Genomic DNA, 26,612 nt, shown 5'->3' with positions numbered 1-26,612 from the left:
TTAAAAGTTTAAAATTATGTTCGAAGGACAACCTAAAAGTCTTTATGCATTGGCATTAGCCAACACAGGAGAGCGATTTGGTTACTACACCATGATTGCAGTTTTTGCCCTTTTCCTCAGAGGAAACTTTGGTCTCGACCCAGGTGCCGCAGGGGCTATTTACAGTACTTTCCTCGGATTAGTCTACTTCTTGCCACTTGTTGGTGGTATCATGGCAGACAAGTTCGGTTACGGAAAGATGGTTACTACAGGTATCATGATTATGTTCATTGGATATCTCTGTTTGGCAATCCCATTGGGAACTGGCACAGTTGCTTTTTCAAGCATGCTTGCAGCCCTACTGTTAATTTCGCTGGGTACGGGTCTATTCAAAGGAAACCTACAAGTAATGGTAGGTAACCTTTACGATGCTCCTGGAATGGAAAGCAAACGCGACTCTGGCTTCTCTATCTTCTACATGGCTATCAACATTGGTGCGTTGTTCGCTCCAACAGCTGCCGTGAAAATTCACGATTGGGGTATTACTTCATTGCACATGGATCCTAACGCAGCTTACCACTTGGCATTTGCCGTAGCTTGTGTTTCGCTAATTCTTTCTATTGCTATCTACTATACTTTCCGCCCAGGATTTAAGCATTTGGAAGGCAATACAAAGAAAAAAGACGAAAAATCAGGTGCTGCATCTGAAGCAGAAGAGCTTTCTCCAGCAGAAACAAAAGAGCGCATCATTGCACTTTGCCTTGTATTTGCCGTAGTTATCTTCTTCTGGATGGCATTCCACCAGAACGGTCTTACGCTTACTTACTTTGCCGACGAGTTTGTACAACCTACAGCAGAAGGTGCTCAAAGTATGGTATTCGATGTGATTAACCTTTTTATGGTGATTGTCATTGTTTATGCAGGATTTTCATTCTTCGGTGCTAAGACAGGCAAAGCTAAAGGAATTTCAGCACTCGTTATGCTTGCTGCATTGGCTGTAATAGTCTATAAGTACAGTGTTGTGGAAGGCAGTGTATCTGTTAGTGCTCCTATCTTCCAGCAGTTCAACCCATTCTATGTTGTAGCCCTCACACCTGTCAGCATGGCTATCTTCGGTGCGCTTGCTCGCAAGGGTAAAGAGCCAACAGCTCCTCGCAAGATAGCTTACGGTATGTTGATTGCCGGTTGCGGTTTCTTGGTGATGTTGCTCGCTTCTATGGGACTCAACTCTCCTGATGCACAGAAGGCAGCTGCAGAAGGTGCAAAGACATTTGCATCTCCAAACTGGCTCATTGGTACTTACCTTGTTCTTACCTTCGGTGAGTTGTTGCTCAGCCCTATGGGTATCTCATTCGTATCAAAGGTTGCTCCTCCAAAGTACAAGGGTGCAATGATGGGTGGCTGGTTCGTAGCAACAGCCTTAGGTAACCTCCTCGTTAGTGTTGGTGGTTTCCTTTGGGGCGACCTTCCATTGACAGTTGTATGGAGCGTATTCATCGTGCTTTGTATCCTTTCTGCTATCTTCATGTTTGCAGTAATGGGCAAACTTGAAAAAGTAGCGAAGTAGAAAAACTAAATATAAAAGAGGGTATGTCAGAAACTTCTATGCTGGCATATCCTCTTTTCATTTTCAGTATATCGGTTATATATACGTACTTTCAACGCTGCCAAACCTATATAACAATGAGGTTTGGCAGCGTTTTTCTTATCCTTTCCCTTGCCTTTGTCGATGATTTGCAGTCGCTTTAGCAAAAAGTTGCCAAATTATTTACATGTAAATAATTTCTTCTTTACACGTATGTAAATATTTTCTTACACGTAAATAAATATTTCTTTACGTGTAAATAATTCAGCAAAGAAGAATTTTAATGACTTTTTCAGATTTACCTATACAGCTTTTCTCCTCATTAACAAACTCAATATCCCCGTCTTTTATAAGCTTACGGGATAGATAAACACAAACAGAAAGACTGTAATGGATAGATGGATACTTAGTTTGATGCAAGGTATAAAGAAGTAATTATTTACTTATCCAACAAAGATGAATACTCCTCAATGAAGCATTCTATTTTATATTTGTTAGCATACGAAACACCAAGTTGCGTTAAGTAACAGTAAAAAGCTGTTAATTTAAGTGAATTTAGAAAGAAAGAATAAACTTTATCGCTATTTTTGCATCTACAATAAAAACCAAAAAGATAAAGTATGAAAAAGTTTTTAATGGTAGCATTGTTGATGTTCATTGGTATCACAATGGCATCTGCACAAAATCAAGCAGAAATTAAGTTTGACCAAATAACGATTAATGTTGGTACTTTCCCAGAAAGTGCACCAGTTAAAAAGGCTGTCTATACCTTTACCAATGTAGGTAATGCTCCTTTGGTTATCAATCAAGTAGTAGCAAGTTGCGGTTGTACAGTACCCAAATACGACAAACGCCCTATTGCTCCTGGGCAGAAAGGCTCAGTAGAAATTACTTACAACGGACAAGGCAAATTCCCTGGACATTTTAAAAAGAGCATTACAATAAAGTCGAATGCCAAAACAGAAATGACACGCTTATATATAGAAGGCGTAATGGAAGGAAAATAAAAGACATACATAAGAATAAAGCGAGAAATCAACTACGGTCGATTTCTCGCTTTTATATTTCAGATAAACAAACTTCTATCTTAGCCTAATGTAGGAACAATGGCAAAATATACCACATCGTGGTCGGTCTTATTCTCGAACCAGTGTTTATGCCCGTCAGGACAATAATGCACCTGCCCTACCCTAACAACTTCTTCCACTCCATCGTAGTGCACAGTTAGTTCTCCACTGATAACATACATTACTTCAAACGAGCCGCTGTGGGCATGCTCTCCACTTCGTGCACCTGGGCGAAGCGTCGAATACATTATTCGAGCTTTATCATCTACATAGTTACGGGTGTCCAACTTTCCTTCTCCCCCTTTGAAACCTTGTATATGTTCCTCTGCTATTTTCTCAAAATCTATTACCATAATGATATTTTAAAGTTTGCACAAAAATAACAAATATTTCCCTAAACTCCAACGACAAGATAGAAATTCTTTGCATTCTATTTAGAGATTAAATAAAGTATCTTCTATCTTTTATAAAGTGGAGAAACATGGGCTTTGACACTATCCTACAATCTTGAAAACTGTATTTAAAGAAGAATTATCATATATAAAATAAGTGGACACTCCTTAGAAACAGAGTATCCACTTAATCTTTTTGCTTATTATTCAGAAAATTAGAATGTGTAACGCAAACCTATCTGACCACGCCAACGGCTATTGTAGCTGTCGTAATCGCGATTTACGTGTGTACCATCGAACTTGAACAAGCCATCGCCTTCATAGTTAAATGGGCTAAAGTAGCGGCCGAATCCATCGCCATAGGTGTGTCCCCAATCCTTGTTGAGCAAGTTTCCGACATTGATAATATCGAAGCTTAACTCCAAAGAATTAACTTGTCCACCTACTTTAAAGCTATACTTCTGTGCCAAGTGAACATCAAAATGATGCTCGAAAGCAAGATTATCGGCATAACGCTTGAAGTATTCGCCACGGTGCTTGCTCATATAAGAGTCGTCGGCAATCCATTGTTTCAACAAAGCACGTTGCTGTTCTTCGGAAAGATTACCCTTATATCCTGCACCCAATACCTTTGTTATCAACGGATAAGTGTTATTGCTGTTGTTTACGGTAGTTGGTGCAAAGCGCATTTGGTCGATTTGTGCATCGGTAGGAATAAACATAAGGTCGTTGCCACGAGCACCATCGCCATTCATATCGCCATACATTTCAATAACGTATGGAGAGCCGCTACGTCCTTGATAAATCAGACCGATAGTGGTTTGCCACTGCTTGCTTGCACCGTAACCTAAACGATAGTAAGCACTTGCCTGAACACGATGAGGAACATTATATGCACTGAAGCCGAGTTCTGGGTCGTTAGGATTTCTATAGGTAGTATTAAACATCCAGTTACTACCTGCCACAGAAGAAGTTCCACTGTTCACACTCATAGAACGTGTCCATGTATAACTTGCCATCAAATCAAGTCCAAAGTCGAAATGCTTCTCACCTTTCAGCGATAAGTTTACGGTATAACCCTTGTTGGTGTTATACAATCCGTACACGTATGCGTATGGAGTGCCCTTTGTAGTCTGTGTAAACATTGGACGGTTGTCCCACGTATAACCAGTTTCTTGACCAAAGGTTTTGCCCGTTGCTTCAATTGCAAGATTCTTATAATAGATGTCGTTCAATGTCTTTGAGTAGATAGCCTCTGCTGTCCAATCTATTCCCAATGCTTTAAAGTCAAAACCAAGATTGAATTTAAGTGTTTGGGCAAACTTGAAGTTATCAGAGAAAATATCTACTTCCTGACTTCCAGCTGACACTTTCAACTTTTCAGCATTCTCCAATTGCTTGTTAGGGTCGAAGATTAGATTAAGTCCTTTTGGATTATAAACACTGTATTTAGACATCTGAATACCTGTGTTAGTGAAGTTGTTGCTAATCCAAACGTATGGAATACGTCCTGTGAAGACACCTACACCACCACGAAGAATGAACTGACGGTCATCATTGATATCCCAACGGAAACCTACACGTGGACTCCACAAAGGAGAACTTGACAACTTATGGTCTGTGCGAACACCCCAGCCACGCTGTGCAGCATATTCGTTGAACCCTGTATTAGCAGTAGGAGTATCGAAGAAAAGAGGTATTTCCATACGTAAACCGTATGTAAGTTGGAAAGAAGGAGTAGCATTCCACTTATCTTGAACGTAGAAACCTAACTGTCCTGCAGAGAATGGAGCCTTCCAACGTGGGTCGCCCGTTACGTCGGTATTAGCCATTCCGAAGCGGTATTGCTTGAAATAAGCATAGTTAGGGTCGAGTTTGTCCGCCATAAAGTCTTCGTAGTACTTATTGAAATGTGCTAAGTCAGCAAAGTTGTAAGTACCGTTTGCATCCTGAATGAAAAGATTTGCAAACCTATAAAACTCGTTGTGTGTACCAAAAGTAAATGTATGACTGCCGTTGTACCAAGTAAAGTTGTCTTCAACAGTGTAAATATCTTGGTCGAGTTGGTTTGCCATAGATGAACGTTCGTTACCGATATTGAGCGTACCACCTGTTACTTGAAGAGAAATCATTGGGAAAGCCGATGCCACAGCACGCTGGTCACGCACTCGTACGTAACTTGCACGTGCTTCGTTGCTCAATACAGGCGACAAACGGCTTTGCAATTCAGCTGTGAAAGAGTTTGTTTTGCTTTCAAATGGATAATAATAATGATTATCGTTCAACGATGAAGCACCACTGACATTGTTTAATTGTTTTGCATCTACCAAACTCCAACGGAATGAGAACTTATTAAAGTCGTTGATATTCCAGTCTATCTTTGCACCAAACTTTTTGCTCTTGGTATAAATATCAGGGTTACCGAATGCACCTGTATAGTCGTATCCTTGCTTTGCAGCCATTTCCTTAACCTTTGCAAGTACACCGTCAGCCTCTTCTTTAAGGATACGTGAGCCAGTCTGCCCGTAACCATTGATATTTGGATATTCTTTATTGGCGTCTTCAAAGTTCACGAAGAAGAATAGTTTATCCTTGATAATAGGACCACCAAGCGTTACACCCCATTGGTATTGTTGCTGTTTCTGATATTTCGGTGCATAACCTGTTCCGTCAGAATAAGGATAATGGCGGCCGATAAGGTTCTGATTATTGCCAAATCCATACACACTTCCGTGGAACTTGTTAGTTCCCGACTTTGTTATAGCATTGATTGCACCTCCTGTAAAACCACTCTGACGAACGTCGAATGGTGCTACATTGATTTGAATTTGCTCAATGGTTTCCATAGAAACTGGCTGCGTACCTGCCTGTCCGCCATTAGAGCCATCGGCAGTAAGACCAAATACGTCATTATTCATTGCACCGTCAATCATAAACGAATTGTAACGGTTGTTTGTTCCTGCAAACGACATTGCGCCATTGCTTGATGTTGTTAGCTGAGGATTTAATCTTGCCACATCAGCAATACCATGTGTGATACTTGGCATCTCTGCTATTTGCTTAGCACTAAGGCTCTGCGCAGCACCTGTCTTTGTTCCATTGATTCCTGCTTTAGCTACCACAACAACCTCCTGCAACTCTTTTGAGTCTGTCTGCAGCTTGCATGATAAATCTTCCACTTCACCCAAGCGAAGCGTTACATTTCTAAATGTTTTTGTTTGTTGGCCAATATAGGCAATTTCTACTTTATAAGGTCCACCAACACGCATACCTTGAATGGTAAAACGTCCGTCCAAATTGGTCAAAGCCCGATAGACAGTTCCAGAAGGTTGGTGGGTAGCAGTAACTGTAGCACCGATGACTTCCTCGCCATCTGACGTAACCTTACCGCTAATGCCTGATGTAGTAATCTGTGCCATAACCGAAGAAGTCAAAGCAAACAGCATTACAACAAGGAAAAGCAATCTTTTCTGCATAATAAATTGATGTTAAGATTTAATAACGTTATATTATAATTATGGTGCAAATATAACTAAAATTCACCAAAACATCGTTACAACCGTGTTAAAAAACAAGTTGTAACAAGAAAAACTAAATCCGATGTGCCAAATTAGCCATCATTACAGCAGACAATCCCGCTGTTTCTGTGCGCAAACGACTATTTCCTAATGTTACGCTTTGATAGTTGTTGTTGATAGCTTGGCGAACTTCATCAATAGAAAAATCTCCTTCAGGTCCAACCAAAACAGTTATATCATTGGCACAATCCGAACTATTCAATTCTGTAAAGAAGTCGGCTTTCTCTATTTCATTGTAGCAATGACAGATAAATTTCGCTCCTTTTATCTCTCTACACATAAACTCTTCGAATGTAACCATTTCGTTTACAACAGGTTTCCACCCCTTCCGACTTTGCTTCATTGCCGATACAACAATACGTTCTATGCGGTCTGTACGCAATACTTTGCGTTCAGAGAAGCGACAATTCAAAAAAGAAATCTCATCAAAACCTATTTCTGTGGCTTTTTCCACCAACCACTCAATACGCCCTATATCCTTTGTGGGAGCAATAGCAAGGTGTAAATATCCTTTCCACGTTTTATCTTGAGGCAACGATTGCTTTATTTCGTAAAGGCAATGCTTTTGATTTGCCAATGTAACAACAGCTTGATAAAACGTTCCTTCGCCATCCATTAAGAAAATATCGTCGCCACTTTTCAGTCGTAAAACACGCACAGCATGCGTAGCTTCTTCAGTTGGCAATTCGTTATTGTCAGCTGCATTAGGAACATAAAAGTAACGTGCTTCTTTCATTTCTTACCCATTACACCGTTTCATCTTTATTTTCCTTGCGTCGATTCAATTCGTCGCGCAAGTTAGAAGCCAACTCGTAGTTTTCATTTTCGATGGCTCTCTGCAAAGCTTCTTCAAGCATTTCGGAAGTCAAGGCATTCAGAGGCAGTGCTACTTTACTTTTCCCCAACTCGTAAGGCACACTCTGGCGCATAAAAAGTCTTTCTTCCATAAATATCTCCAACTGGGCTATCTGCGCTAAAAGTATTGCGTCTGAAGCACGTATAGGTGTCATTTCAAACGTTAGTTTATTTACCAACACCACTTTATACTGTCCGTCTTCTATGGAATTGAATAAGATTTCGTAATGTTCGGTATCCATATCAGGATTTATCCAACACAACACTTCAGGCAAAAGCTTGTGCCGAAGAGAGTTCTGGCCTATGCGAATATTCAGCTCATGTGCCATTGCCTTATCACAGACAATGGCAATTTGCTTATCTTCCATTTGGTTGGTAAGCACCAAGAGTCCCATCTTGGAACCACCAACTATTTCTGTCAATCCTTTAAAAAATACCTGTACTTTATTCATTAATGTTCTTTTGGACGGAATATTAAAGCAAAGCTAACTGCAACAAGCAAAGCATAACCAGCAAAAATAAACCAGCAAGTTTGCCAATCGCCCACTGTCAGAATATCATTGCCAAACTGTTTCAATTCCGTATAATGGTTAATAACAGCTTGAGCTGCAAGCGTTCCTACCGTAGCACCAATACCATTGGTCATCAACATAAACAATCCTTGTGCCGATGAACGTATCGAGGGGTCTGTACTCTTATCTACAAATAGCGAACCCGATATATTAAAGAAATCAAATGCAATACCGTAAACTATCATTGACAATACGAAGAGGAAGACGCCAGGCGTACCTGGGTCGCCCAAACCGAAAAGTCCGAATCGCAAAACCCACCCAAACATAGCTATCAGCATTACATTCTTAATGCCATAACGGCGCATAAAGAACGGAATGAGCAAGATACAGCAAGTTTCGCTTATCTGCGAAAGACTGATTAATATATTGGCATGTTGCACACCAAAAGCATCGGCAAATTCGGGTTGTGCTGCAAAGCTAAATAGGAAAGGATTTGCAAAACTGTTTGTTATCTGCAAACTTACACCCAACAACATTGAGAAGATAAAGAAGATTGCCATTTTCTTTTGTTTAAACAGCGAGAAGGCTTTCAACCCGAAAGCATCTACCAAACTCTTCTTTTCATCGCTCTTCGATATTTCGCAATTCGGTAATGTAAAGGTATAAAGGAAAAGAATAATGCTCACTACACCCGAAGTAACGAATTGGTTTTGATTGCTTTGAAAGCCCAATATATCGACCAACCACATTGTCAATATAAAACCTATTGTACCAAACACTCGGATAGGTGGAAAATCTTTCACTGTATCCATTCCTGCTTGTGTCAATGCAGAATAAGCAACGGAGTTGGCCAAAGCAATGGTTGGCATATAAAAGGCAACCGACAAAGAATAAAGGGTGAAGATTATGGTAAAGTCTACATTTGCGCCTGCTTCTATTCCATACCATGCTGTACCGAACATAAATAAGCCTGCTAACAAATGGCAATAGCCCAACAATCGTTGCGCAGGAATCCACCTATCAGCAACAATACCCATCAATGCAGGCATAAAAATAGAAACAATGCCTTGCATAGAATAGAACAAGCCAATGTTCTCACCAATTCCAACATTACCTAAATAACGTCCCATAGACGTCAAGTATGCTCCCCACACTGCAAACTCCAAAAAGTTCATCAGTGCTAAACGTATTTTTAAATTCATCTCTTAGATTTTATTGTTTGGCAACAAAAGTACAGATTTTATCACAAACTACCAAAACAAAGCCGAATATTTATGTAGGAATAAGAACAAAAAAATTGATTGTCTCGCGACAATCAATCTTTATTAACCTTAATAATCTAATACCATGAAAAACACATTGCAAAGTTAGGCATACTTACGCAAAATTGCAAACTTTACAAATGCTTTCATTTTGGTGTTAACACTATTTAAACGTAGTTCCATTCCAATTAAGCTTTCTTTGCCTTAATATCGCTTGCATCTCCTTTTTATCGGTAGAAGAGAGCAGAGGAACGGAATATTTTATTGTCAGACTATTATCTTTCACCGATAATTGCATTTCGTTCATTGTAACGTTTGCCATATCCAACAACTCGCTGTAACGCTGTTGCGACATTGTGTCGGGCTTTACAAACATTGGAGAAACATCTATATTGAGCGGTTTAACCTCCCAATTATTTGAAAACAATGATAGTTTACTCTCGGCTAAAGGACCACACCACGTCTGAACCATTGCTATCGTAGAGGCGTCTAAGCTCTTTATTTCCAATTTAGTAGCATTGCTTAACTTAACCAAGATATAGTCGTCAGTAAGTTTTTCTATACGTGTTGTATCGCGCAAAGCATTCATCACCTCCGACTTCATACCCATAGTAACATAGTCTGCCAATTCCGTTCTTAAACTTCTATTAAGATAGGGTACTATCGAGTCAGGCATTTCCAGCCATATCTGACGCATATTCTGCGCATTCAGAGGCAATAAGCTGAACATTACCAATAAGATTAAAAATATTTTCTTCATATCAAGTAAAAGCGTAATACTGCATTTTTGAAGTGCAATATTACGCTTTTTTTAGCAAACAAGCAAGTTTATTTTCTAAAAAGATGCTTATTGTTACTCTTTACACACATCAATTAGAAAAGACCAAAACTTAACAGACAACTGTTTTTAAAGGTAGAAATCATAATTGTTGTTCCGCCTTTTGTGTCATATCCTACTACAAATTTTCCATCATCGGAATTTTCCGAATAGGTTGTATTATAGCTTTGCTCGTATTTCTTTGCCAATTTGTTCATTCGCACAATGGCATCTTTCTTATTACCCAAATTTGTTCTTAAACGCAACTGGTTTAGTTTTCCTTCCTCATTGAAGAAACATTCAGCCTCGTTATAGGTTTCTCCGTCAAAAACAACGTTCTTATACGTCGCCTTTCCACCACCTAATAAATAAGGAGCACCAAATTTTTTCTCCAGCATTTCCATTGTCTTGGCTTTGTCCGCCATAAATTCAACACCACTAACTTGTCTTTGTGCTGATAGATTCAACGCGAAAGCAAGTAGCAAAAATACTACTCCCAATTTTTTTTCCATCATTTATACTATATTGTTTTGATTTGAGTTGCAAAGATATACAAAAAAAATGAGAGTTACCACATAAGTAGTAAAGAAAAACAAAACTGTCAGTCTGCTTTATATAACTTTATCTTTTCCGAATAGACAAATCTTTTAATTCCTGCTCTTAAATAGACGAAAAGAAGGAGATAGCGCTGTAAATATTTTTCACAAACATAACTGTTGCCTAACAAACTAATTATCAACGAATTACAAAACCTATTGTTTTGCATTGCAAAAGCGGTTCTTTTACCAACCAAAAGCGGCTGTTTTGCGATGCAAAACAGCCGCTTTTACAATGCCAAAGTGCAATTATTACTTTTTAACAGAATTATCTTTACAATATCAAATTTATTTTCTGTATCTGACTTCAGCAATAAAAAGGAAAATCGTTCCTCCTATAAAATTTTATTGAACTGTTAAAATTCAAGTTCAAAACCAATCATCAACTCTTCTGGTGCAAAGCGCAAACCAAAGCCGTTGGTTCCTATTTCAGGTTCTTCGCCACCAAAATAGTCGTGTCGATAGCCTACAAAGCCCATTCGCAAACATAGGCAAAGTCCTTCTGTAAGGTCTACACAAGCACCCGGACGTACTCCTACTTCAAAGCCATGGCGGTTGGTCTTTTCACCATTAGCCTTTACTTTACCGAAGTCGAACCCAACTCCGCCATCTAAAAACAAGTTGAAAGGACCTTTGTGCACATAATACCAACGTGCGAAAGGCGAAATTTTAAAACTATTGGAATAGCTTTTCTTTCCAGCTTCAGTTTCTTTTTCGTATTCATAACCCAGCATCAAGCCCACGCCCCATTTATCATTAAACAAGTAGCCGATTTCGGGAGAGAAGTCGAACTTCACAGTTTTATCTTTTGGGTCAGACCAAAATGTTACTGCTCCACCTACAAAAGTGCGCGCCCCATGTTCGTCATCGTGATGGGCTACTGTGTTTGGAAACGTTGCTTGTGCATAAGTTGTCATACTTCCGACAAGCAAGAGTAGAGATAAAAATAATTTTTTCATACTTCTTTCTAATTTATTTTTTGCAAAAATACTCCTTTTTTTTCATTAACCCAACAATATCCTGAAAAATTGATTTACAAAGTAAAAGATATTGTATATAATTAGTTGTATCGTTTTTTTTTAGTACTTTTGCAGAAAGAAGACAACTATTCTGAATGGATAATAAGAAAGCGACATTAGAGCTTGGAACAAAACCAGTGGGCAAACTACTGGCACAATATGCCCTGCCTGCTATCATAGCGATGACGGCAGCGTCGCTCTACAATATTATCGACCGTGTATTTATTGGACAGGTAGTAGGTCCGATGGCGATTTCGGGACTTGCCATCACGTTCCCATTCATGATTCTTGCAGCTGCATTTGGTGCTGCAGTAGGTGTCGGAGCAGCCACAACGATTAGTGTAAAGTTAGGACAGAAAGACTACGAGTCGGCAGAAAACACCCTTGGCAATACCATCACCCTTAATCTTATTATAGGTTTGGCGTTTGGAGGTATCTGTCTTTTGTTTCTCGACCCTATCTTGCGTTTCTTCGGTGCAAGCGATACTACTCTTCCTTACGCACGCGACTTTATGCAGATAATACTCGCAGGCAACGTGTTTTCGCACATGTATTTCGGTATGAACGCTGTACTGAGGGCAGCATCGAAGCCACGAATGGCGATGTTTGCCACTATTTTCACCGTCGCGATGAATATTTTACTCGACGCAGTGTTCATTCTTTGGTGGCATTGGGGCATTAAGGGCGCAGCTTTCGCTACCGTTATATCGCAGGTTTTAGCACTCTGCTGGCAGATGAAGCTGTTTGCCAACAAAAACGAACTATTGCATTTGAAACGAGGTATATACAAGTTGAAAGCCAATCTCGTAAGAAACATTATCTCAATAGGCATCTCTCCTTTCCTGATGAATGCCTGTGCCTGCGTGATTGTCATCTTTATAAACAATCAGTTGGTAAAGTTTGGTGGCGATATAGCAGTAGGAGCATACGGTATTGCCAACAGTATAGCAATGATTTTCATAATGTTTGTCATCGGGCTCAACCAAGGTATGCAGCCCATTGCAGGCTATAACTACGGTGCGCAGCAATACGGCAGAATGATGCGAGTGGTGAAATTGTCCATCATTACAGCAATTTGCATTATGCTGACGGGCTGGACTTTGGCTATGTTTGCACCTTACTATTGCGCCCGAATGTTTACAAAAGACCCCGAACTCATTAAAGGTTCCATCAAGGCAATACAGATTATAATGATGATGTACCCATTTATAGGGTGCCAGATGGTAATCACCAACTTCTTCCAATGTATTGGGAAAGTTAAAATCAGCATCTTCCTGTCGCTCTCAAGACAGTTGTTGTTCTTGCTGCCACTACTCGTTCTGCTGCCAAACTTCTATGGTATCAATGGCGTTTGGGCTTCAATGCCAACGAGCGACCTTATCTCTGTGATTGTGGCAATATCGATAATGACCGTCTATCTACGACGATTCAAGAAAGAAATGTAAAGCAAATTAATCTAAACAAATATCCTCGCTTATGGAAAAGAAACTGATAATCAACGTTGGACGACAACTCGGAAGTGGCGGACGCTGCATAGCAAAAGCTCTTGCAGAGGAGTTTAATTGTCAATTCTACGATAAAGAGATTCTGAACCTTGCGGCAAAAGAAAGTGGTTTCTCTGAAAAGTTCTTTGAAAAGAACGACGAACAGAAAGGATTTCTTAAATCGCACTTCCATATTCATCTACCGCTCTTGGGCAATAACGACTTCTATAAAAACGACTTTTCGCAAGAAGGGCTTTACCAATTCCAAAGCGACGTGATACGAAAAGCTGCTGAAGAAAACCCACGATGCGTTTTTGTAGGCAGAACGGCAGACTATGTGCTGCGCGAAAATCCTGATGCTATCAACATTTTCATTACTGCTAACATCAATTTCAGGGCGAAACACGTAAGCGAACGCCTTGGTTGCACAATGGAGGAAGCCCTCAAACTGATTGAAAATAAAGAAAGCGAACGTGCCAAATATTACAATTACTATACAGGAAAGATATGGGGACACGCCGAAAGCTACGACCTTTGTGTGGACGCAAGCATATTGGGGTTTGAAGAAACAAAAGACTTTATAGCTTCTTTCATACGTAAAAAGCTGTCAATAGACTAAATTCTGTATGAAAAGAATTGGCATTATAAGCGACACACACGCCTATTGGGACGAGAAATACGAGTTCTATCTGAAAGACTGCGACGAGATTTGGCACGCTGGCGACATTGGTTCGTTGGAGGTTGCAGACAAGTTCGAGGCTATGAAACCTATCTTTCGAGCGGTTCACGGCAACTGCGATGGCTACGATATTCGTGCCCGCTATCCCGAAATTCTGCGTTTCAAGTGTGAAGAAGTAGATGTCCTGCTAAAGCATATTGGTGGTTACCCAGGCAGGTACGACTATTCTGTGCGCAACACACTCTATTATTCACCGCCCAATCTTTTTGTAGATGGGCACTCACACATATTGAAAATAATGCCCGACAAAACATTAAATCTGCTTCATATCAACCCTGGCGCAGCGGGTTTACAAGGTTTTCACAAAGAAAGAACCATCGTAAGACTCACCATTGAGGGCAATAAAATGAGCGATTGCGAAGTTATTACATTGACAAATAATAGAAACAAATAATTAAAAATAAAAATATTAGCAACTTATGAAAACTTATTTGGTAACTGGTGGTGCTGGTTTCATCGGCGCAAACTACATTAAGTATCTGCTTCACAAGAAGTATGCGAACGAAGATATTAAGATTATCGTACTTGACGCATTAACTTACGCTGGCAATCTCGGTACTATTAAAGACGACATCGATAATAAACGATGCGTTTTTGTGAAAGGAGATATACGCGATAGAGAATTGGTTGATAAGCTGTTTGCTGAAAACGACATCGACTATCTTGTGAATTTCGCTGCTGAAAGTCACGTAGACCGCTCGATAGAAGACCCGCAACTGTTCTTGAATGTAAACATATTGGGTACTCAGAACCTTATGGACGCTGCTCGCCGTGCATGGGTTACGGGCAAAGACGAACAAGGTTATCCTACGTGGAAGGAAGGAAAACGTTATCATCAGGTATCTACCGACGAGGTTTATGGCTCGCTTGGTGCTGACGGTTACTTCACTGAAGAAACTCCTCTATGCCCTCACAGCCCTTATTCGGCAAGTAAAACCAGTGCCGATATGTTTGTTATGGCATACCACGACACATATCATATGCCCGTCAGCATCACACGTTGCTCAAACAACTATGGACCTTACCACTTCCCAGAGAAGTTAATTCCATTAATTATCAACAACATTCTTGCTGGCAAACCACTTCCTGTATATGGCGAAGGCTTAAACGTTCGCGACTGGTTGTACGTAGAAGACCACTGCAAAGCTATTGAAATGGTGGTTCGCGAAGGTCGTATAGGACAGGTTTACAACGTTGGTGGACACAACGAAATGAAGAATATCGACATTGTTAAGCTCACTATCAAAACCATTCACGATATGATGGCTGAAGATAAAGAGCTTCGCAAAGTTCTGAAAAAGCAAGTTAAAGACGAGAATGGCGACATCGACATCTCGTGGATCAACAACGATTTGATTACCCACGTGGCTGACCGACTCGGCCATGACGCACGTTACGCCATCGATCCTACAAAGATTAAGAACGAATTGGGTTGGTTCCCTGAAACTATGTTTGCCGAAGGTATCGTGAAAACCATAAAATGGAACTTGGAAAATCAATCTTGGATTGAAGAAGTAACCAGCGGCGACTATCAGAAGTACTACGAAAATATGTACGGAAACCGATAAATAAAACCTTTCCCCTGCCCTTTTAAACAGGTCAGGGGAAGTTTTCAAACGCACAAATATGTCAAAAATAGGGAAGATAATAGAACTGCCTAAACGATTAGACCACCGTGGCAACCTTACCGTAGCAGAAGAAATGAAAGACGTTCCTTTCAATATTTCGCGCGTTTATTGGGTCTACGATGTACCAGGGGGCGAGAATCGTGGTGGACACTCGCACAAACATTGTCGCGAACTTATTATTGCAGCAAGCGGTTCTTTCACCGTTACACTCGATAACGGCACTGAAAAAGAGTCGTTCTTACTCAATCACCCCTATCAAGGCCTGCTTGTAAACACAGATACGTGGCGAACACTCGAAGATTTCTCATCTGGTTCGGTTTGTTTGGTGCTCGCTGAAGACCCATTTGACGAAGACGACTACATCAGAGAATACGATGAGTATTTAAAGTTCATCGGTAAAACCAAATAAGAACCATAATGAAAAACAGATTCAGAACGAAAGCTGAAACGTCGCTTGCTATCGTTTTAAAGCCTGAAATAGAGTGTATTAAATAAAACCATAATATGATTGAAATTAAACAATATAACCTTGATGATGCAGCGAAATGGAACGAACTTGTAACCATTTCCAGGCAAGGTACGTTTCTTTTCAATCGAAACTATATGGACTATCATAGCGATAGGTTCACCGACTGTTCGTTTCTTGTAATGGAGAAAGGGCGCATTTCTGCTGCGTTACCTGCCAATCGGAAAGGCGACACCTTATATTCTCATCAGGGACTTACCTATGGCGGATTGCTCACAACGGAGAGAATAACAGCTGAAAAGGTATGCAACATCTTCTCGGAACTGAACATTTTGCTCAAAGAAATGGGCATAAAGCAAGTGGTTTACAAAGCTATTCCGTGGATTTACCACCGTATTCCTGCTGAAGAAGACCTTTATGCACTTACCAATATATGCCACGCACAACTCGTCAGCCGCGATATTTCATCATCGTTCAGCCTCCACGATGTGCAAAAGTTTACCGAAAGCCGTAGAAGCGGTATTCGGAAAGCTGCCAGAAACGGCATTCTCGTAAGCGAAAGTCAAGATTTAGCAGCATTTTGGAGTATCCTCAACAACAATTTAACTGCTAAATACGATGCTCGTCCCGTACATTCTTTAGCAGAATTGCAGCTTTTAATGTGTCGTTTCCCGAAAGAAATAAAACTTTATATGGCTACAACAACCAACGGAGAACCGCTTGGAGGTACGCTCATTTACGAGACACCGAACGTTGTTCATACACAATACATCTCGGCATCGCCCGACGGAAAGGCAATGGGAGCATTAGACCTGCTGTTCGACTATATAATAAATAAGGTGTATAAGCGTAGAAACGGCTATTTCGACTTTGGCAAAAGCACCGAAGCAAGTGGCACTGTTCTGAACCAACAGCTTATTCATCAGAAGGAAGGATTTGGTGGACGCGGCGTTTGTTACGACACTTACGAATGGAAAATATAAGCCTTATGATAGAATATTTATCACTCAAACGCATCACGGCGATGCACGAAGACGAAATAAACAAGGCGATTTCGGACGTCGTGGCTTCAGGTTGGTATCTTAACGGCACTGCTGTTCAACGTTTTGAAGAGCATTACCGCACCTACATTGGTACGCAACACTGCATCAGTTGTGGTAACGGACTTGACGCATTGCACCTTATTCTACGTGCCTACAAAGAACTTGAGCAACTCCACGATGGCGACGAAATAATTGTACCTGCCAACACTTACATTGCCACCATATTGGCAATAACCGAAAACAACCTTACACCCGTACTCGTAGAACCCGATATTACAACGTTGGAAATAGACGACAACCGCATAGAAGCAGCTATCACGCCTCGTACCCGTGCGATTATGCTCGTGCATTTATATGGTCGTTGTGCTTATACCAAAAGAATAGGCAACATTTGTAAACAGCATGGAATCAAGCTAATAGAAGACAATGCACAGGCACACGGCTGTACTTACAACGGCAAACTTACAGGAAGTCTTGGCGATGCAGCTGCCCACAGTTTCTATCCGGGCAAGAATCTTGGCGCATTGGGCGACGCAGGTGCTGTAACCACTAACGACTTGGAACTCGCCAAAGCAGTCCGTACACTTGGCAATTATGGTTCGAGCCGCAAATACGTATTCGACTATCAAGGCAAAAACAGCCGTATGGACGAAATTCAAGCTGTTGTACTCGATGTAAAACTAAAGTATCTCAATGAAGATAATGCACGCAGAAAAGAAATTGCCCATTACTTTGAGCAGCATGTAAAGAACGAGTACATCACCATTCCTACAGCTTTAAACCGCGATAACGTTTATCATATATTCCCAATACTCTGCACTGAACGCGACAGACTGCAAGAATATTTAAAGAAGAATGGTGTGCAGACGATGATACACTATCCCATTCCACCCCACAAACAAAAAGCATACAAGGAATGGAATGCCCTTTCATTTCCAATAACAGAACGTATCCATCGGGAAGAACTTTCCATTCCTTGCAACCAAACAATGTCGTTAGGCGACGCCGAACTGATTATAACGCTGCTGAACAACTTCCATTAATCAGAAGATATTATTCATTATCAGTACCCACCAAAAGCTAAAAAGTTACCAACTTGCTATTTGAGAAAAGTGCTAAAACAGCTTTGCTTTTGTAAAGATAATTTCATAGAAAAACGGTAATTTCGATTTGGCACTGCGAAAGCGGCTGTTTTGCGACGCAAAACAGCCGCTTTTGGAATGCAAAACAATAGGTTTTGTAAAATGTTGATGTACAAGCTGTTATGCGAGAGTTTAGTTCTTGAAAAATATTTACAACCTTATTATCTTCTTTTCGCCTACAAAATAAGATATACCACTTGCTTTTTACAGTTTACAACAACGCCTCTACATTAAAGAATGCAGAGGCGTTGTTGTAATGTTATATATAAGTTAGAAGCGATTTATAGCTTGCCCGCCTCACCGAGATAGCTGTCTTTGAAGCCTAAGAAGTAAAGAACGCCGTCGAGACCAATGGTGTTGATGTTCTGTTCGGCAGTCTCTCTTACACGTGGTTTTGCGTGGAATGCAATGCCTAAACCAGCTTCTGCAAGCATTGGCAGGTCGTTGGCACCATCGCCGACAGCAATGGTTTGTTCCAAATTAACTTTCTCAACCTGTGCTATAAGTTTTAATAATTCGGCTTTTCGACGACCGTCTACGATTTCTCCGACAAAGTTTCCTGTCAGTTTATTGTTTTCATCTATCTCCAATTCGTTTGCATAGACATAGTCGATGTTGTATTTTTTCTGCAAGAACTCACCAAAGAAAGTAAATCCTCCACTAAGAATAGCAATCTTGTAACCGCAGTTTTTCAGCACCGTCATTAGGCGGTCTACACCTTCTGTTATTGGGAAATTGTCTGCAATCTCTTGCATTACGTTGGCATCAAGACCTTTCAAGAGTGCAACACGTTCTGTGAAGCTTTCCTTGAAGTCTATTTCGCCACGCATAGCACGCTCTGTTATCTCTTTCACCTTGCTACCTACGCCAGCCTTTTTTGCCAATTCGTCGATACATTCTGTTTGGATAAGGGTTGAATCCATATCGAAACAGATAAGACGACGCATACGACGATACATATTATCTTTCTGCAAAGAGAAATCGATGCCTTGTTCTTGGCTCATTTTCATCAGGTCTGCTTGCATTTGAACATAGTCGTTAGGCGTTCCACGGAGCGAAAACTCTATACAAGCGCGAACGCTATGGTTTGCCTTCTTTATGCTTTGACGACCTGTGAGACGCACAATGGAGTCGATGTTCATACCCTGACTGGCAATTACCTTAGTGGTAGCTTCTATGTTTTCTGCAGAAAGCGAACGACCAATGATGGTTAAAATGTATCGGTTCTTGCCTTGTTGGTTTACCCAGTCTTCGTATTCATCGTCTGTGATTGGCGAGAAGCCAATGTTTACACCTAATTCGGTAGCTTTGAAAAGTAAATCTTTCATTACCTTACCCGAATTGTCTTCGTTTGTTCGGATAAGGACACCGAGCGAAAGGGTTGCGTGAATATCTGCCTGACCAATATCGAGAATACGTGCATCGTACTTTGCCAATATTCCCATAATTGCTGCTGTAAGTCCTGGTCTGTCTTGTCCTGTAACTCTAACTAAAATCTGTTCTTCCTGAATTATCTTTTTACTTTTCATAAATCATCTGTTTTTTATATTGTTATAGGTTCTTTATCTTTAATATCTCTTCATGCTTTTAGGGCACTTTTCTTATCTCATTTTCATTGATAGGTTGCCATCTGTTGTTATTCTAATGGCAATGACATAGCTTGTCGAAGCGTCTGGAATACCTATGATGGCATCGAAATACAATGCTTTTTCGTCGGTATGATTAAACTCGAACTTACGCAAAATACTTTTTTCCAAGAACTTCTTATCAATAAGTGAGGCAAATTCCTGCTTTCTGAAGTCGTGCATATAAACGAGTTTGCCTTGGTTTGATATTGAAAGCGAAGCTACATTGTCAAGATAAGCATTGTCTACTTCGATTCCATTTTCATTGTAAGTAGATTTTATAACCCTGTCTGAAGTTGTCTTTACTGTAATTTTGCTTTCAAAATACCCCATACTTGTTCTTACCACCGTATCGGTTTGCGCATGCAGAAAGGTATTCAACGCATATACTTGGTTGTCGAATGATGCGCGCAGGTCTTTGTTCTTGCTTTTTACAAGGCGCACTTCGTCGCCGTTGTCATTAATGAGGACAAATACATTCTCCGACTGTTTTGCTATTTTGTATTCGTTTTGGTTTTGTCCTTTCAAATAGAGAGAATCCTTATAAATCCAAAACTGCATAGGCATACAGGCAGAATCGGGATAGAAAACGCTGTCGCCTTTCGCCAACAGTGCAGGTTCTCCATTGTCGTCAGACACCCACAACCCTTGAAACAATTCCTTTGCCTTTGCATCTTCGGCTGGGGAATCGCCTTGTTTCGTCTTGTCGGTACACCCAATGATGAACAGACAGAAAGCGAGTATGTAGAAACTCTTTAGTTTCATCACTGCATTTAAAAGTTTTTAAAAGAGGTCTGCATCTTTCCAAGCTACGGCTTTGTTCAAGTCTTTATCGGAAATGACAATGTCTTTTTCGTCGATAGGCCATTCAATGCCTACTGTTTCGTCGTTCCAACGTAGACTAGCCTCGCTCTGTGGTGCATAAACGTTGTCGACTTTATATGTAAAGACCGCCTCGTCCGATAGTACTAAGAAGCCGTGCGCAAAGCCACGAGGAATAAAGAATTGGCGTTTGTTCTCCTCCGACAGCTCTACCATAACATATTTGCCTAATGTTGGTGAGTCTTTTCGTAGGTCTACAGCCACATCAAGCACTTTTCCTTTCAGCACACGCACCAATTTAGCTTGCGAGAAATTGCCTTTTTGGTAATGAAGTCCGCGCAATACGCCATAGCTTGACTTTGATTCGTTGTCTTGAATAAATTCTATATGCTGCCCTATGTATTCGTCGAAATCAGCTTGTTTCCATACTTCATAGAAGTAGCCGCGGTTGTCGTTAAACACTTTTGGCTCTATTATCCAAACACCATCAATATCGGTTTTCTTGTATTCCATCTCTTATTTATAATAGTATTATGCATTGCAAAGTTACGAAAATATATTGAATTGCTAAAATAAAATAACTATTTATTAAAGTTTTTAATCCATAAAAATGCGTTGAAAGTTGTATCGGAATGTTGTAAAAATAGAAGCAAAAGGTAGAAAATGACGTAAAATCGCAGACTATTCGTGTACTTATTTGTAAAATAAACGAATAGTTGTGTATTTTATATAGTTATTTTTCTTTATTCTGCCATTTTATTTTTACTTTTGTGAAATAAAAAGCTAACAAGATTATAACTATTTTATGAGAGTAGGATTATTTATTCCATGTTATGTCGATGCATTGTATCCAGAAGTCGGTGTGGCTACTTACAGACTTCTACGCAAGCTAAAACTTGATGTAGAATACCCTGAACGTCAAACGTGTTGTGGGCAACCAATGTCAAATGGAGGCTTCCAGCGCATGTCAGGGAAGTTGGTTGAGAAGTTTGAAGATATCTTCAAAGAATATGATTATGTAGTAACGCCAAGTGTTTCGTGTGCTGCTTTCGTACAGAAGAATCACCCGCAACTTCATAAACATAAATGTTCAACACCTGAAAAAACAATGGAGTTGGTGCAGTTCTTACACGATGTCTTGAAGGTGGAAGAACTACCGGGGAAATTCGAGCACATTGTTTCGGTGCACAATTCATGCCACGGTGTACGTGAGTTGGGTTTGAGTTCGCCTACCGAGGAACATGTTCCGCCTTTTAATAAGATTATAGACCTTTTGAAACTAAAGAAAGGTATTACAATAAAAGAACCTGAACGTGCCGATGAATGTTGTGGCTTTGGTGGAATGTTCGCCATTGAAGAACCCAGTGTAAGCAGTCGAATGGGCGATGACAAAGTAAAACGACACATGGCAACAGGTGCAGAGTTTATTACGGGCCCCGATTCTTCGTGCTTGATGCATATGCAGGGAGTGGCAAAGAAGAAGAAATATAATGTTCAATTTAAGCATGTGGCTGAAATTCTGGCTGCTGGCATATAGTTTATAAGGAGGATAAAACATGGCAACAAGTCATTCTAAGAAGGCAGCAGCATTCCTGTCAAACCCTGATAAAGTAACTCGCCACGACCAAACTTTTTGGGGAATCAGAGAAAAGCGCGATATTCAGGCTGCAATGCTCCCTGAATGGGAAGATTTAAGAGAACACGCAAGCCAAATAAAAGAGCATACGCTAACCCATTTGGCAGACTACTTGGAGCAATTTGCAAAGAATTTGGAAAGCAATGGCGTTATTGTTCATTGGGCAAAAGATGCGCAAGAACTTAACGAAATTGCATACGGCGTTTTGGCATGCCACAAGGTAAAGAAGCTGGTGAAGTCTAAATCAATGCTCACCGAAGAATGCGAGACGAACGATTACCTTATTAAAAAAGGTATTGACGTTGTAGAAACCGACTTGGGCGAACGCATTTTACAGCTAATGGACTTGAAACCTTCGCACATAGTGGTACCTGCTGCACACATTACACGCGACGAAGTGGGCGATATGTTTGAAGAAAAAGGAATATCAAAAGATATTGGCAACCACGACCCAACCTATCTCACACAATGCGCACGTTACAGTTTGCGTGAAGAGTTTATCGAAGCTGAGGCGGGAATGACAGGTTGTAATTTCGGTGTAGCTGCAACGGGCGACTGTGTAGTTTGCACCAACGAAGGGAATGCAGATATGTGTACGGCTATTCCGAAACTGCATATCGTGGCAATGGGCATCGACAAAGTCATTCCAAACTACGATTCCTTGGCTGTGTTCCAACGCTTATTATGCCGTTGTGGAACAGGTCAGCCTACAACAGCCTTTACTTCTCATTTCCGCAAGGCTCGTCCTGACGGCGAAATGCACGTAATTTTGGTAGACAATGGCAGAAGCGATATAATAGCAAACCCACTACACTGGAAGACGGCAAAATGTATTCGCTGTGGTGCGTGTATGAATACGTGCCCTGTTTATCGACGTTCTATGGGCTATTCGTACAGTTATTTCATTCCTGGACCTATTGGCGTGAACCTTGGAATGTTGCGCAATCCGAAGCAACACAGCGGAAACGTTTCGGCTTGTTCGCTCTGTTTAAGCTGCGACCACGTTTGTCCCACAAAGGTAACTCCAGGCAGTCAGATTTATTCTTGGCGTCAGGAACTCGAAAAGTTCGGTACAGAAAACAAGCAAAAGAAGTATATGGCAAAGGCAATGACTAAGTTGTATGGCAACTATACAATTTACGACATTGCAACAAGGTATGCTTATTTGGCGAACTATATACCGAAACAGATGCTTGACAACAAGTTGAATCCTTGGAGTGTGGGGCACGAAATGATGCAATTTCCCAAGAAACCATTTCACAAGATTTATCGCCAAGCGATGAAAGAATTGAAAGAAGAGCGGAAGAAAAAATAGTTATAAAAGGCGCAAGTTGGAAGTCTTGCGTCTTCATAAAAACGAACTATAATGAAGAAAGAAGAATTATTCGACAAGTTGCGTGGCGGTATTACACAGCAATTTGATATGCCAGCCAAACCAGTAAAGGGCATTGTTTACGAAGATATTATAAAACAGTTTATCGAAATTTCCAAGACTGTTGGCGGAAAGGTCATAGAAGCTAAGGCTTCCGACGATTTAAATGCTGTAATTCACAAGGCTTATCCCGATGCAAAGGTATTCGCATCGAATGTAAAAGGGATTCAGGCAGACTTAAACCCCGACACTGTGGCAAATGCAGCCGACCTCAATGGAACTGATGTTGGTATCATTCAAGGTGAAATGGGAGTAGCAGAAAATGGTTGTATATGGGTTCCGCAGACAATGAAAGAGCGGGCTATATATTTCATTTCTGAAGAATTAGTTATCTTGCTTGATAAGAAAAACATCGTAAATAATATGCATGAAGCCTATAAACGTGTAGAAATGAACAACTACGGTTATGGCGTTTTCATTTCAGGGTCAAGCAAAACAGCTGACATTGAGCAGGCTTTGGTAATGGGTGCGCAAGCTGCTCGTGGTGTTACGGTGATACTTATCGGTTAAGCAAGAAGTGTAAATATTTTTTACAAGTATAGTTGTTGTCTAACTCGCTATATTTCAACGTATTGCAAAACCTATTGTTTTGCATTCCAAAAGCGGCTCTTTTGCACGGTAAAAGCGTAGGTTTTGCGTTGCAAAACAGCCGCTTTCGCAATACCAAATCGAAATTATCGTTTTCCTTGGGAATTATCTTTACAAAACAGATTCTATTCTTCTGTATTTTCCTTAAACGATAAAGAGGAGTTCAATTCTCTAAAATAAAGTTCTACCGAACGTAATCTGTAGTTTTTACCTAATTGTATTTAATCGAATATTAAAGTCAAAAAGAAAGTACATAATGCGTATTTAAACACAAAGTTTCCATTTCCGCACCCCGCTTCAAGCAGTGGCACAGAAATGGAAACTTTGCTTTCAATACTTTCTTACGGTTTGACTGGTCTTATAGAAAAGCCATAATATCTATGGCTGACATTACTTCCATTGGTAGATTTGTCTTTAAAGAATAAATGAACTGCCAACTTGCTTTCAAAAGAAACAACTTCTGACGTCCAGTAATATCCATAAAACTCTACTGCGTATGGAACGTTGTCATTGATACAACCAGCGGCAGGCAGGAAGATACGATTGCCATTTGGTCCTGTAACCCAATAACCATAGTTTCTATTCTTTTCGTCTTCCAACCATTCCCAAGTACATTTTTCCACTAATTCTTTCATTTCGTCTGCTGTTGGAATTCGCCAATTATTTCCCAACAGAACAGTAGCAGCATCGTCTTCTGCCTCTAAAATTGTCTTCTTGTCAGTGGAATTATACTTTGACATTGCCATTGTCAAGGGAGTACAATATTTATACTTATCCCAATTATAATATTCCTTAGTACTGGTTTCGCCCCAAGCATAGTAGTTGCCATAAGCTTCTGGAGTCTCTGCACCGAGGTTGCAAGAAGCCCACTTCACACTCAGTCCTAAGTCTACGCAAGCAGGCTCTTGCATAGCATTGGGAAAGGTTATACTGTCTATTTGCTCTATGGTTGTAGCATTTCCACCTTTCCATACCTTTACACTTACTTTATCCTGTGCCAATGCCATTGATGCCACTGCTAAGAGAAGGAAAGATAAAACATACTTCTTCATCATAATAGGCTGTTTTACTTGTGTACAGGACGAACTGTTATACCATAGTTTCGTGCAATACGGTCGTCTGTCTGGTATTTATCTGATTGGAAAGAAAATCCCTGAGCATACATCTTAACATAAGATTCCTCTCCTTCGCGAAGCGTATTAGACAAATAGTAACCATACTGTCCACCATAATAAGGGTTCTTGGCAAACATCACGCCTGCTGCTGGAAGGAAGATGGAATTACCATTCTTGGCTGTTACCTTGTAACCTTTTACATTATTAACAGTTGTCCATTCCCATGTACAGTTGTCTACTAACTCTTTAATTTCAGCAGGAGTAGGCATACGCCAGCCTTCACCCAAATTTACTATTGCCGCATCGTCTTCTGGGTCAAGCACTGTTTTGCCATCTTTTACATTGTATTTTTCCAAATTAGTGCGGTCAGTGCCGTACTTGTAAGTATCCCAATCGTAGCTTTCTTTGGTTGCTACATCTCCCCACTGGTAGAAATTTCCAAAGTCTTCAGGATTTTTTGCACCGATATTACAGGTTCCCCACTTTATACTGAGCCCCAAATCTACATAGGTTGGTTCTACTTTCGATTCTACAAAGGTGATGCTATCCACAGCTTGGATTGTTTGAGACTGTGTTCCGTGCCATACAACTATGTCATGAGTGTTTTGTGCGCTTGCTCCTAAAGCGAGCATTGCAGCAAAGATAATAGATAATGACTTCTTCATATTGCGTATTTTTATTGGTTTATAATTAGGTTATAATAGAATAATGGTGTTACATTTATCGAGTAAACTTAAAAGAAACACCCGACTGTGTACGTGCGATATAAATGCCACCAGACTGTTTCAATGGCAAGCTCAACGTACCATTGTCTTGAGTAGATACAGCTGTTGTTACCAATTTTCCTGCAGTATCATAGACACTTACACGTTCTCCATTGGCAAGACCAGATACGTTCAGACCATTGGCGTTAATGCGGAAGACCACATCGCTGTTGATGTTATCTTTAGTAGAAGATATACTATTGGGCTGAACTTCTCCCCAATATACTCGCTTTACCTCATTGTAATCGTAACTGACCGTTGTTTCGGTTGCACGAATTTCCAATGTTGCACCAATTACCATTGTGGGTTTACCTGAGAATGCAAAACCTACAATCGAACCATTTTTCAGTTGTAATAACACTCCTTCCTCACCCATAACTCCAAGAGTCATCATCAAGGCTGCTGCAAGAATTAAATACCTTAGCTTTTTCATAATGTGAATTTTATAAACATTGATTTCGCAAAG

At 40.4% G+C, this 26,612-nt stretch carries 27 protein-coding genes; 13 read left to right on the top strand and 14 right to left on the bottom strand.

The window, feature by feature from the left end; genetic code table 11:
• Nucleotides 1–16: 16 nt before the first annotated feature.
• Nucleotides 17–1,546, top strand: coding sequence for a peptide MFS transporter (locus BWX39_RS04770; protein WP_028904693.1), 1,530 nt, complete (start codon nucleotides 17–19; stop codon nucleotides 1,544–1,546).
• A gap of 638 nt (nucleotides 1,547–2,184) precedes the next feature.
• The gene (locus BWX39_RS04765) at nucleotides 2,185–2,571 is read left to right on the top strand and encodes a DUF1573 domain-containing protein (protein WP_014710226.1); all 387 of its coding nucleotides are present in this window, start codon (nucleotides 2,185–2,187) and stop codon (nucleotides 2,569–2,571) included.
• Nucleotides 2,572–2,651: 80 nt separating this feature from the next.
• On the opposite strand, the gene BWX39_RS04760 is transcribed toward BWX39_RS04765, so the two are convergent.
• The 8 genes from BWX39_RS04760 to BWX39_RS04725 all read right to left on the bottom strand — a co-directional run bounded on the left by BWX39_RS04760 (nucleotide 2,652) and on the right by BWX39_RS04725 (nucleotide 11,602).
• On the bottom strand, nucleotides 2,652–2,984 hold the full coding sequence (locus BWX39_RS04760; RefSeq protein ID WP_028904694.1) for a cupin domain-containing protein: 333 nt from the start codon (nucleotides 2,982–2,984) through the stop codon (nucleotides 2,652–2,654).
• 254 nt (nucleotides 2,985–3,238) lie between these two features.
• Nucleotides 3,239–6,499, bottom strand: a complete 3,261-nt coding sequence (locus tag BWX39_RS04755) for a TonB-dependent receptor (protein ID WP_028904695.1) — start codon at nucleotides 6,497–6,499, stop codon at nucleotides 3,239–3,241.
• A gap of 115 nt (nucleotides 6,500–6,614) precedes the next feature.
• Nucleotides 6,615–7,337: a 16S rRNA (uracil(1498)-N(3))-methyltransferase gene (locus tag BWX39_RS04750; RefSeq protein ID WP_028904696.1), complete on the bottom strand. Its 723-nt coding sequence runs from the start codon at nucleotides 7,335–7,337 to the stop codon at nucleotides 6,615–6,617.
• A 10-nt stretch (nucleotides 7,338–7,347) separates the two neighbouring features.
• A complete protein-coding gene (locus tag BWX39_RS04745; protein WP_028904697.1) occupies nucleotides 7,348–7,908 on the bottom strand; it encodes a bifunctional nuclease domain-containing protein in 561 nt (186 codons plus the stop codon).
• Nucleotides 7,908–9,170 carry a nucleoside permease gene (locus BWX39_RS04740; protein WP_028904698.1) on the bottom strand — a complete coding sequence of 421 codons (1,263 nt, stop codon included), beginning with the start codon at nucleotides 9,168–9,170 and terminating at the stop codon, nucleotides 7,908–7,910. Before BWX39_RS04740 ends, BWX39_RS04745 begins: the two co-directional genes overlap by 1 nt.
• A 223-nt stretch (nucleotides 9,171–9,393) precedes the next feature.
• A complete protein-coding gene (locus BWX39_RS04735) occupies nucleotides 9,394–9,990 on the bottom strand; it encodes a DUF3256 family protein (RefSeq protein ID WP_028904699.1) in 597 nt (198 codons plus the stop codon).
• A gap of 113 nt (nucleotides 9,991–10,103) precedes the next feature.
• Entirely contained in the window at nucleotides 10,104–10,562 is a 459-nt protein-coding gene (locus BWX39_RS04730; protein ID WP_028904700.1) for a hypothetical protein, read from the bottom strand.
• 437 nt (nucleotides 10,563–10,999) lie between these two features.
• Nucleotides 11,000–11,602, bottom strand: coding sequence for an outer membrane beta-barrel protein (locus tag BWX39_RS04725; protein WP_028904701.1), 603 nt, complete (start codon nucleotides 11,600–11,602; stop codon nucleotides 11,000–11,002).
• A 155-nt stretch (nucleotides 11,603–11,757) separates the two neighbouring features.
• Here BWX39_RS04725 and BWX39_RS04720 point away from each other — a divergent pair, with 155 nt between their 5' ends.
• The 7 genes from BWX39_RS04720 (at nucleotide 11,758) to BWX39_RS04690 (ending at nucleotide 18,065) form a co-directional block, all read left to right on the top strand.
• Nucleotides 11,758–13,107 (top strand): MATE family efflux transporter, encoded by a 1,350-nt coding sequence (locus BWX39_RS04720; protein ID WP_028904702.1) that lies wholly within the window; start codon nucleotides 11,758–11,760, stop codon nucleotides 13,105–13,107.
• A 31-nt stretch (nucleotides 13,108–13,138) separates the two neighbouring features.
• Nucleotides 13,139–13,765, top strand: coding sequence for a cytidylate kinase-like family protein (locus BWX39_RS04715; RefSeq protein ID WP_028904703.1), 627 nt, complete (start codon nucleotides 13,139–13,141; stop codon nucleotides 13,763–13,765).
• Between the two features lie 7 nt (nucleotides 13,766–13,772).
• Nucleotides 13,773–14,279: a metallophosphoesterase family protein gene (locus tag BWX39_RS04710; protein WP_028904704.1), complete on the top strand. Its 507-nt coding sequence runs from the start codon at nucleotides 13,773–13,775 to the stop codon at nucleotides 14,277–14,279.
• A 25-nt stretch (nucleotides 14,280–14,304) separates the two neighbouring features.
• Entirely contained in the window at nucleotides 14,305–15,453 is a 1,149-nt protein-coding gene (gene rfbB, locus BWX39_RS04705) for a dTDP-glucose 4,6-dehydratase (protein ID WP_028904705.1), read from the top strand.
• Nucleotides 15,454–15,511: 58 nt separating this feature from the next.
• A complete protein-coding gene (locus BWX39_RS04700) occupies nucleotides 15,512–15,922 on the top strand; it encodes a sugar 3,4-ketoisomerase (RefSeq protein WP_028904706.1) in 411 nt (136 codons plus the stop codon).
• Nucleotides 15,923–16,017: 95 nt separating this feature from the next.
• Nucleotides 16,018–16,962, top strand: coding sequence for a GNAT family N-acetyltransferase (locus BWX39_RS04695; protein WP_028904707.1), 945 nt, complete (start codon nucleotides 16,018–16,020; stop codon nucleotides 16,960–16,962).
• A gap of 5 nt (nucleotides 16,963–16,967) precedes the next feature.
• Nucleotides 16,968–18,065 (top strand): DegT/DnrJ/EryC1/StrS family aminotransferase, encoded by a 1,098-nt coding sequence (locus BWX39_RS04690; protein WP_028904708.1) that lies wholly within the window; start codon nucleotides 16,968–16,970, stop codon nucleotides 18,063–18,065.
• A gap of 380 nt (nucleotides 18,066–18,445) precedes the next feature.
• On the opposite strand, the gene serB is transcribed toward BWX39_RS04690, so the two are convergent.
• The 3 genes from serB to rfbC form a co-directional block, all read right to left on the bottom strand.
• Nucleotides 18,446–19,693, bottom strand: coding sequence for a phosphoserine phosphatase SerB (gene serB, locus BWX39_RS04680; RefSeq protein ID WP_028904709.1), 1,248 nt, complete (start codon nucleotides 19,691–19,693; stop codon nucleotides 18,446–18,448).
• 72 nt (nucleotides 19,694–19,765) lie between these two features.
• A complete protein-coding gene (locus BWX39_RS04675; protein ID WP_028904710.1) occupies nucleotides 19,766–20,554 on the bottom strand; it encodes a DUF4738 domain-containing protein in 789 nt (262 codons plus the stop codon).
• Nucleotides 20,555–20,572: 18 nt separating this feature from the next.
• The gene (rfbC, locus tag BWX39_RS04670) at nucleotides 20,573–21,124 is read right to left on the bottom strand and encodes a dTDP-4-dehydrorhamnose 3,5-epimerase (protein ID WP_028904711.1); all 552 of its coding nucleotides are present in this window, start codon (nucleotides 21,122–21,124) and stop codon (nucleotides 20,573–20,575) included.
• A 292-nt stretch (nucleotides 21,125–21,416) separates the two neighbouring features.
• On the opposite strand from rfbC, the gene BWX39_RS04665 reads away from it, so the two are divergent.
• Genes BWX39_RS04665 through BWX39_RS12410 form a run of 4 tightly spaced genes read left to right on the top strand, consistent with a single transcriptional unit; the run spans nucleotide 21,417 to nucleotide 24,422 of the window.
• Nucleotides 21,417–22,148 carry a (Fe-S)-binding protein gene (locus BWX39_RS04665; RefSeq protein ID WP_028904712.1) on the top strand — a complete coding sequence of 244 codons (732 nt, stop codon included), beginning with the start codon at nucleotides 21,417–21,419 and terminating at the stop codon, nucleotides 22,146–22,148.
• Between the two features lie 19 nt (nucleotides 22,149–22,167).
• Nucleotides 22,168–23,562 (top strand): LUD domain-containing protein, encoded by a 1,395-nt coding sequence (locus tag BWX39_RS04660; RefSeq protein ID WP_028904713.1) that lies wholly within the window; start codon nucleotides 22,168–22,170, stop codon nucleotides 23,560–23,562.
• A 51-nt stretch (nucleotides 23,563–23,613) separates the two neighbouring features.
• The gene (locus tag BWX39_RS04655) at nucleotides 23,614–24,189 is read left to right on the top strand and encodes a LutC/YkgG family protein (protein ID WP_028904714.1); all 576 of its coding nucleotides are present in this window, start codon (nucleotides 23,614–23,616) and stop codon (nucleotides 24,187–24,189) included.
• A gap of 35 nt (nucleotides 24,190–24,224) precedes the next feature.
• Entirely contained in the window at nucleotides 24,225–24,422 is a 198-nt protein-coding gene (locus BWX39_RS12410) for a hypothetical protein (protein ID WP_076123241.1), read from the top strand.
• Nucleotides 24,423–24,608: 186 nt separating this feature from the next.
• Here BWX39_RS12410 and BWX39_RS04645 read toward each other — a convergent pair whose 3' ends face one another.
• From BWX39_RS04645 to BWX39_RS04635, 3 genes are read right to left on the bottom strand one after another with little or no spacing between them, the layout of a single operon-like run.
• Nucleotides 24,609–25,322, bottom strand: a complete 714-nt coding sequence (locus tag BWX39_RS04645; RefSeq protein ID WP_028904715.1) for a fibrobacter succinogenes major paralogous domain-containing protein — start codon at nucleotides 25,320–25,322, stop codon at nucleotides 24,609–24,611.
• A gap of 11 nt (nucleotides 25,323–25,333) precedes the next feature.
• Nucleotides 25,334–26,047: a hypothetical protein gene (locus tag BWX39_RS04640; RefSeq protein ID WP_028904716.1), complete on the bottom strand. Its 714-nt coding sequence runs from the start codon at nucleotides 26,045–26,047 to the stop codon at nucleotides 25,334–25,336.
• A 55-nt stretch (nucleotides 26,048–26,102) separates the two neighbouring features.
• Nucleotides 26,103–26,579, bottom strand: coding sequence for a T9SS type A sorting domain-containing protein (locus BWX39_RS04635; RefSeq protein ID WP_028904717.1), 477 nt, complete (start codon nucleotides 26,577–26,579; stop codon nucleotides 26,103–26,105).
• Nucleotides 26,580–26,612: the final 33 nt, after the last annotated feature.

The organism is Prevotella intermedia ATCC 25611 = DSM 20706 (genome assembly GCF_001953955.1).
GTDB classification, from domain to species: Bacteria; Bacteroidota; Bacteroidia; order Bacteroidales; family Bacteroidaceae; genus Prevotella; species Prevotella intermedia.
Note: the sequence above shows the minus strand (reverse complement) of the source record. Positions and strands in the feature narration are given on the sequence as shown.

What these genes read in the sequence shown, in the direction of transcription:
- BWX39_RS04770 (WP_028904693.1), top strand. Translation starts at nt 17, where the DNA reads ATGTTCGAAGGACAACCTAAAAGTCTTTATGCATTGGCATTAGCCAAC.
- BWX39_RS04765 (WP_014710226.1), top strand. Translation starts at nt 2,185, where the DNA reads ATGAAAAAGTTTTTAATGGTAGCATTGTTGATGTTCATTGGTATCACA.
- BWX39_RS04760 (WP_028904694.1), bottom strand. Translation starts at nt 2,984, where the DNA reads ATGGTAATAGATTTTGAGAAAATAGCAGAGGAACATATACAAGGTTTC.
- BWX39_RS04755 (WP_028904695.1), bottom strand. Translation starts at nt 6,499, where the DNA reads ATGCAGAAAAGATTGCTTTTCCTTGTTGTAATGCTGTTTGCTTTGACT.
- BWX39_RS04750 (WP_028904696.1), bottom strand. Translation starts at nt 7,337, where the DNA reads ATGAAAGAAGCACGTTACTTTTATGTTCCTAATGCAGCTGACAATAAC.
- BWX39_RS04745 (WP_028904697.1), bottom strand. Translation starts at nt 7,908, where the DNA reads ATGAATAAAGTACAGGTATTTTTTAAAGGATTGACAGAAATAGTTGGT.
- BWX39_RS04740 (WP_028904698.1), bottom strand. Translation starts at nt 9,170, where the DNA reads ATGAATTTAAAAATACGTTTAGCACTGATGAACTTTTTGGAGTTTGCA.
- BWX39_RS04735 (WP_028904699.1), bottom strand. Translation starts at nt 9,990, where the DNA reads ATGAAGAAAATATTTTTAATCTTATTGGTAATGTTCAGCTTATTGCCT.
- BWX39_RS04730 (WP_028904700.1), bottom strand. Translation starts at nt 10,562, where the DNA reads ATGATGGAAAAAAAATTGGGAGTAGTATTTTTGCTACTTGCTTTCGCG.
- BWX39_RS04725 (WP_028904701.1), bottom strand. Translation starts at nt 11,602, where the DNA reads ATGAAAAAATTATTTTTATCTCTACTCTTGCTTGTCGGAAGTATGACA.
- BWX39_RS04720 (WP_028904702.1), top strand. Translation starts at nt 11,758, where the DNA reads ATGGATAATAAGAAAGCGACATTAGAGCTTGGAACAAAACCAGTGGGC.
- BWX39_RS04715 (WP_028904703.1), top strand. Translation starts at nt 13,139, where the DNA reads ATGGAAAAGAAACTGATAATCAACGTTGGACGACAACTCGGAAGTGGC.
- BWX39_RS04710 (WP_028904704.1), top strand. Translation starts at nt 13,773, where the DNA reads ATGAAAAGAATTGGCATTATAAGCGACACACACGCCTATTGGGACGAG.
- rfbB (WP_028904705.1), top strand. Translation starts at nt 14,305, where the DNA reads ATGAAAACTTATTTGGTAACTGGTGGTGCTGGTTTCATCGGCGCAAAC.
- BWX39_RS04700 (WP_028904706.1), top strand. Translation starts at nt 15,512, where the DNA reads ATGTCAAAAATAGGGAAGATAATAGAACTGCCTAAACGATTAGACCAC.
- BWX39_RS04695 (WP_028904707.1), top strand. Translation starts at nt 16,018, where the DNA reads ATGATTGAAATTAAACAATATAACCTTGATGATGCAGCGAAATGGAAC.
- BWX39_RS04690 (WP_028904708.1), top strand. Translation starts at nt 16,968, where the DNA reads ATGATAGAATATTTATCACTCAAACGCATCACGGCGATGCACGAAGAC.
- serB (WP_028904709.1), bottom strand. Translation starts at nt 19,693, where the DNA reads ATGAAAAGTAAAAAGATAATTCAGGAAGAACAGATTTTAGTTAGAGTT.
- BWX39_RS04675 (WP_028904710.1), bottom strand. Translation starts at nt 20,554, where the DNA reads ATGAAACTAAAGAGTTTCTACATACTCGCTTTCTGTCTGTTCATCATT.
- rfbC (WP_028904711.1), bottom strand. Translation starts at nt 21,124, where the DNA reads ATGGAATACAAGAAAACCGATATTGATGGTGTTTGGATAATAGAGCCA.
- BWX39_RS04665 (WP_028904712.1), top strand. Translation starts at nt 21,417, where the DNA reads ATGAGAGTAGGATTATTTATTCCATGTTATGTCGATGCATTGTATCCA.
- BWX39_RS04660 (WP_028904713.1), top strand. Translation starts at nt 22,168, where the DNA reads ATGGCAACAAGTCATTCTAAGAAGGCAGCAGCATTCCTGTCAAACCCT.
- BWX39_RS04655 (WP_028904714.1), top strand. Translation starts at nt 23,614, where the DNA reads ATGAAGAAAGAAGAATTATTCGACAAGTTGCGTGGCGGTATTACACAG.
- BWX39_RS04645 (WP_028904715.1), bottom strand. Translation starts at nt 25,322, where the DNA reads ATGATGAAGAAGTATGTTTTATCTTTCCTTCTCTTAGCAGTGGCATCA.
- BWX39_RS04640 (WP_028904716.1), bottom strand. Translation starts at nt 26,047, where the DNA reads ATGAAGAAGTCATTATCTATTATCTTTGCTGCAATGCTCGCTTTAGGA.
- BWX39_RS04635 (WP_028904717.1), bottom strand. Translation starts at nt 26,579, where the DNA reads ATGAAAAAGCTAAGGTATTTAATTCTTGCAGCAGCCTTGATGATGACT.